General features: G+C 29.3%; 7 protein-coding genes. 1 reads left to right on the top strand and 6 read right to left on the bottom strand.

The genetic code is table 11. The annotated features are described in order from the left end of the window. From BMZ74_RS13900 to BMZ74_RS13875, 6 genes are all read right to left on the bottom strand, one after another. Positions 1-149, bottom strand: a 149-nt coding sequence (locus tag BMZ74_RS13900) for a transposase (protein ID WP_425432338.1), incomplete at its 3' end; no start/stop codon positions are given. A 130-nt stretch (positions 150-279) separates the two neighbouring features. After that, positions 280-2,976 carry a hypothetical protein gene (locus tag BMZ74_RS13895; protein ID WP_089862810.1) on the bottom strand — a complete coding sequence of 899 codons (2,697 nt, stop codon included), beginning with the start codon at positions 2,974-2,976 and terminating at the stop codon, positions 280-282. Between the two features lie 57 nt (positions 2,977-3,033). Next, positions 3,034-3,828, bottom strand: coding sequence for a fimbrial biogenesis chaperone (locus BMZ74_RS13890; RefSeq protein WP_089862809.1), 795 nt, complete (start codon positions 3,826-3,828; stop codon positions 3,034-3,036). A 202-nt stretch (positions 3,829-4,030) separates the two neighbouring features. Further along, the gene (locus tag BMZ74_RS13885; protein WP_089862808.1) at positions 4,031-4,768 is read right to left on the bottom strand and encodes a hypothetical protein; all 738 of its coding nucleotides are present in this window, start codon (positions 4,766-4,768) and stop codon (positions 4,031-4,033) included. 101 nt (positions 4,769-4,869) lie between these two features. Then, positions 4,870-5,379 (bottom strand): hypothetical protein, encoded by a 510-nt coding sequence (locus BMZ74_RS13880; protein ID WP_089862807.1) that lies wholly within the window; start codon positions 5,377-5,379, stop codon positions 4,870-4,872. Further along, positions 5,355-5,690, bottom strand: a complete 336-nt coding sequence (locus tag BMZ74_RS13875; RefSeq protein WP_089862806.1) for a hypothetical protein — start codon at positions 5,688-5,690, stop codon at positions 5,355-5,357. Before BMZ74_RS13875 ends, BMZ74_RS13880 begins: the two co-directional genes overlap by 25 nt. Positions 5,691-5,948: 258 nt before the next feature. Here BMZ74_RS13875 and BMZ74_RS13870 point away from each other — a divergent pair. Then, the coding region (locus BMZ74_RS13870; RefSeq protein WP_089860717.1) for a transposase family protein at positions 5,949-6,160 on the top strand (212 nt) is incomplete at its 3' end.

The following is a 6,160-nucleotide window of genomic DNA, read 5'->3' as shown; positions in this document are numbered from 1 at the left end:
TATTTAGTCTGGAAGTTACGAGAATAATTACCATTGCGGTTGTTGCCAGAGTTTTTACCAGTAACTTCATATTTATCGTAATTTAGAAATTCGGTTAATTCAGACTTAAGCAATTTTTCGAGAAAATTTTTGATCAAATCATTAATCATGTCATCAAAATTCACTTGACCATTGTTGGGTTTTTCAGGTATACTTTTCATGAGGAGTCCTCCTAGTGGTTTGATTTTTTATTTTCGTCGATAAATATATTCAACCACTTAAAGAAGGATTCCTCTTTTTTTATTTTAAAAAAATATCGATATTTAATTTACACAACTTATTGTACATTACTGCTATTAGATTACGGTAATCAAAATCAAGTAAATATAGATCATTAAAATATGGTTTAAAAACAAATAGACCATCTTTATTTGTCCTACTTATCATATTTCCTAATCTCATTGGAATATTGTTAAGCCGTTTTTCGCCAGCATCCATTATTCCATTATAATTTTGATCAAGATAAACGTAGCCTGCTACAATTGAACGAGGACTACGATCATTGAAATTATCTTTAATTATAATATCTCCCAGAAAAGCAAAAGCCTGACTATAGGTAATTGTCAAGTAATTTTCGTATCCTTCTAATTGATAATCATTATATTCTCTAGCTAGTTCAATAGTTAGTTCATTTTTATTAGTAAAAACTTTATCACAACTGATACCAAAAGATATCCCGTTTTCACCTTCTACTGGCAGAATATATTCTCCAAAAAGTGTAATTGAACCAGGGTTAACAGGAAAATAATAACTACCTCCCAGATAAAAAGACTGATAATCAATCAAATTAGTAGAACTATAATCTTTTAATTCTGCTTTAATACTATAGTCAGAGTTCCAATAATAATTTAAACTTAACGATTTAATAGTCTCAAGATCAGCTATGTTCTCATTATCTTCATTCAGCTCATCTTCATCTTCTTTTGTCCGCTCCGCAGACAAAGTAATTGCGGTTCTTTCGCCCAATGACAGTTTAAGCTGCCCATCATAACTTCGCTCATAATCATAGCTTTGATCATCATATTTATCCTTTTCACCATCATAGCCTAATGAAAAAAGCAAATTTTCTCCTAAACGTTTATAAATATTCACTTCTGCTGTTGATTCATTTAATAGCTGTTTATAAAGTGGACTCTGCTCATTAGTAAATTCTATATTATTCCGGTAATGTTTTAAATCAGCTGCAATGCGATAGCTATTTCCATAAAGATTATAAGCCAGACCAATTCCTGGTCTTTTATTATTAGCTAGTGCACCATATAGTTCATTATTATATTCTAGAAAAGGAAAATAAGATAACTCTTTTTGATAGTAAAGAGAAAAAGATCTGTAGTGCCGCCAATCAGGATTATCAATTAATCGTAAAATATAATAATCAATCTCCTCTATATCATCCGTAACAAGAGTTTTATGCTGACCAACTATGCTCTGCATACTGAATCTTTTGTTTAAATCAAATTTAAAATTCAAGCTTATATTGGTTCCTTCTTCCTGAGTTAAATAATCTTCTACTTCAGGTGGTACGTTTAAATAAACTGCTCTACAATAACCATTTATTAAAGCATATAAAATAGAAATTTCACTTCCTAATTGCAAATTATCACTTTCTCCTCCAGCTAAAAAGTCTAAATTAATAACTGTCCTGTCAGCAGCTCGCAAAGAAATTCCAGTAACTGTAGTTAAAATATTCCGATCGATATCCTGTTTAGTTAAATAAGCAGTTTCAGTATGAAAAGTTAACCTTCTATTTAAGGCATAATTCGATCTTAAAGCTATAAAATTACCTTCCCAATCATTATCATCACTATAACTTGTATTACGATAACGCCCCATAAGAAATTCAGTTTCTTTAATCCCTGATTGTAAAATAGTAGTTGAACCAGCTAAATATTTAAGCTCCTTTATCTCTTCACCAGCAGCTGATAATTTAACTACTTCAATTTTATTAAGATAATTAAGCCGCAACTCAATATTTTTAAACTGATAATTACCAGTTGCTTTAATTATTTCTTTATGCACAAATTTATTATTAACATAAATTGAAACTTCATCATCTAATTCTACTGGAATCTCAATTTCAGTATAGGGAATTAATTTATAACTGAGTTTTTCTGGAATTCGATAATAAATACCCTGCATTTCATTCTGGACAATTGTTTTAGCAAAATTAAAGTCATAATCTCCAATAATTAATAAGTTATTATTTTCGCATGACTTTAATTCTAAATTATCTAGCTTATAATCAAAATTATTACTCTTGAGATTATAATTAAAATCATTATTTAAACTATAAGCCCAATTTTTAAAGCGTCCATAAAAATTTAATTCTGTTGTTAGTTCCTGCTGACTCTCAAATAAATCATCCTCTGATAATTCGAAACCAACCCGATAATGAACAGAGTTTAAAGTAAAACCAGCTAATTTTTCTCCCGAAAATTGATCTTGATCTTTAAGTTTTTGCTTTTTTTTAGATTCTGATTCGAATTCATCAGTTGAAAAATCATCTTTCGTAAAGTCACCTGTAATTGTTAATTCTTGCAATGAATTGCTCCAGCTAATCTGATAATCTGTTAAATATTCAAAAACTGATTTACTTAAATAAAATTCACCCCCAAAAATAATTATCTTTTCCTGATCCCAATTTTCATGCCCCAGATATTTTCTGGCTGATAAGTCGATTTTAACTTCCAAATTATTTTTGCTTAAAGTTAGCAGACCTAATTCACGTTGAAAATTCATCTCCACTGCAAGGTAAGGAGATAGTAAATTTGCTGGCAATAATATATAATCATGATCTGGGAAATAATACAGTTCAAAAAACGGATCATTCTCAACTAAATGATTATCTTCTAATAAAGTTAAAAGCACAATATTTGTCTCAATTTCAGGTTGATCTTCTTCTAAAGGATGAGCTCTAATTAAGTTTGAACTCCCCAATATAATTAAAAAAAACTGATTAAAAAAATAATTATTTTATTCATTTTTATTCTCACCCTATTTTATTTTAATGGGAATCTGATAATCTGCTGTCTGCTGATTATTATAAAATTTAATATTTAAGAGTAATTTATATTCTCCTTTTTTTAATCTTTCTGGTAAAATAAACGAAAAATTTCGCTTTGCTCCCGGTAAAATTATATATTCACCAAAGTCTTCTTCCATTACAAGTTTGCTGGCACTATCAATTATTTTATAAGCTGGATAATAGCGCATATGACCAGCCCCTGCATTTTCAATTTTTAAAACAATTCCCTGTGCTGCTGGAGCAAGGCTATTGTAAATCTGCAGTCCTAAGAGCTTAAAATTATATTTTATTTTATCCGGCACAAGATAAATAACTGTGCCAACTTGAGTTTTAATTTTAGAGCCAGTTGCAACTTCCATATAATCAGTTTCACGTTCAAAGAAAACAACGCCTCTCTTTTCTTGGCTAGTATTTTCAGGAGTATTAATTGTAAATCTTACTATTTGAGTTTTACCAGGAGATAAACTAAATTTTTTGGGATTAAATTTAATTAGTCCCACTAGAGTAGAGTCCATCTTGCCAGCTTCATAAAAAACTAATTTATCATTTTCATCTAAAGCCCAGTCATTTAATAAAGCAGTTAATTTTACTTCTTCTGTACCTGTATTAATAACCTCAATCACTCCTGTACTGCGTGAATTTTGAAGAGAATTTATAATTATTCTAGCAGGTTCAATTCGAACTGTAGCTTCTGTCACTACTGAATAAAAAGCTAATAATAAAATCAATAACATAATTAAGAAAGTAGCTTTTAAATATCTCATTTCCAATCTCCTCTCTTCTTAATTAGGTTCAGGGGCTGATAAATATCAGCCCCTGCCTTGTAGTGGAAAACTTTTATCAATTCAAATTATCTTAAATACGATAATTAAATTGTAGCTGCTCTAAAGACAATTTCTCCATCATAATGACCATGATTAATATCCATACTATAAGGAACACGGAAACTGTGTAAAGCTTCTGTTTTTATTCCTGCTGACCATCACTTACAATTGTCTCTTCTTTTAGAGATGTAGTATTAAAAGAAACTTGATTCCAGGCTGTTCCTCCATCTAAACTAGTTCTCATATCCATTGGTAATTCTGCTCCTGTGCCAGCATCAACAGAGGTTAAAGCACTTGCTTCAACAGCATAGCGGTAATTATCATTCGAGATAATTTCGACTGCAAAGATATCGCAGGCACCAATATAAACATTATCTTCAGGATTAATTTCTGCATTACTACCATGACCTAATGATTTCCAATCAGCATCTAAAAAGCCACCTACTTCATTATCAAATACAATATGATATCCACTGCCAGTAGCTTCAGAAGAAGTATTAGCCCCATAACTAATAGCAGCTGTAGTACCTTGATTACCAGTCAGTTTCATTTCTAAAAAGCAAGGTATATAAGCATCTACTCCAACAGTTATTGAAACTGACTGATTATTACCATTTGTATCCGGAGTAGACTCTCGATTCAATTGCTCTAAATTTGTATATTGACCTGGATTAGCAGAATCTGTATCATTAAAGAAAACTACCCCATCATCTCCTACATGAAGATTGTAATCTTCATAAGCTCCACCATCAGCAAAATAAGAACTCATATCAATATCATAAGGATTAGTAAAAACACCTGTGTATTGATTTTGAGCCAGTACTATACCCGAACAAATAACCACCAGAACTACTGCCAAAAACAAATGATTAATTTTCATTAAACTTGCCTCCCTTTAATTTTTTAAATCTGCTCTACTAGAATTTTATTTAAAAATATTATCTAAATTAAAGATAATATTAGAGCCACGTTTAAATAATTTCATCTTAGAATAAACTGGAGAGAATAATTATGTTTGCCAGCTTTAATTAAAGTAAAATCTTTAATTTTTAATTGATAGTAAATTATTGCTTGTTTTGCTGGCAAAGAATTAGTTTTTATTCCACTTGCAACTAGAACTGGCTCTAGTCCAATTGAACTAAACCCTGATTTTAAATTAACAATATTTTGGGCTAGCTTATCTGCCGTTAATTTTAATTCAGGAGTAAGATTGATATCTGCTTCTATAAAAGCATATAACTGCCAGTTTGTATTAGATTGAATTATAATTGGAGCTTGATTTGAACTAATTAATTCTTTTGTTTTAGTATCTGCATATTTAATAGCTAAATTAAAACTACTACCAGTTATTTCTTTCCAGGCTAAAATTTCAAATTCAAATTCAAATTCTATTTGATCAGTACCTGATTCAATAATTAATTGGTTTGAATAAATACCTGGTTCAAAATCAGAAGTTAAAAAGATAGCTAAATTAAGACTATTTTTTTCCATAACTGCTGGGAACTAATCTCAATTGGCTGTTCTCTCAAATAAAATCCCCCAGTTTTATTTTTGAGCAATATTTTAACTGCAAGTGGATAATTATCTGCTTTTCTACAAAAATAATTACTTAATAAATAAATTTGTAAATTACTTTCTGTCAGTTTTGGTGGAATGGTTAAAGCTAAGTTTATATTTTGATCTTTTTTTAATTGAAAACTGCCTAAATAAATATTTTTTGCCTCAACTTTAAACTGAAAAGTTAATAATATTAATAAAAGTAAAATAAAATTAATTATTAAATAAAATTTTTTCTGTTTCATTTTTCCACCCTCATTATTTAACTAATGTTTTGAATTAATTATATGATAACAGTTTAATCTGAATTTTTTTTATAATTGATCTCTAAAAAAACTCGAAAAGATTATTTTTATTAAAAAATTTTAAAAATATTGGTTGTATAATTAATGTTGTGAAGAAAAAACTGTAAATCTAAAAATATCTAAATAAAAAAGGCATTTGCCTGGCTCCGTTGAATTAAATAGTTACAACACCAAAAATTCAATAAAGGAGTCAAGCAAATGCATAATAATCTTATCACAGATTTAATGGATTTACCAGACCTAGTTGCAACAGATTTAATTAAAACGGAGGAATATTTAGTTTTTGTAGCTGACTATAAAATAGATCATGTTAAATGTCCTGTCTGCGGCAAAAAAGCAGAAAAGATTCATGATAGAAAAACTCAAATGATTCAGGATACTTCTCTTCGAGATAAAAAAACAGTTATTAG

It is taken from the genome of Halanaerobium salsuginis (assembly GCF_900114545.1).
GTDB lineage: Bacteria > Bacillota > Halanaerobiia > Halanaerobiales > Halanaerobiaceae > Halanaerobium > Halanaerobium salsuginis.
The sequence above is the reverse complement of the archived record's forward strand: the minus strand, read 5'-3'. Positions and strand labels throughout refer to the sequence as shown.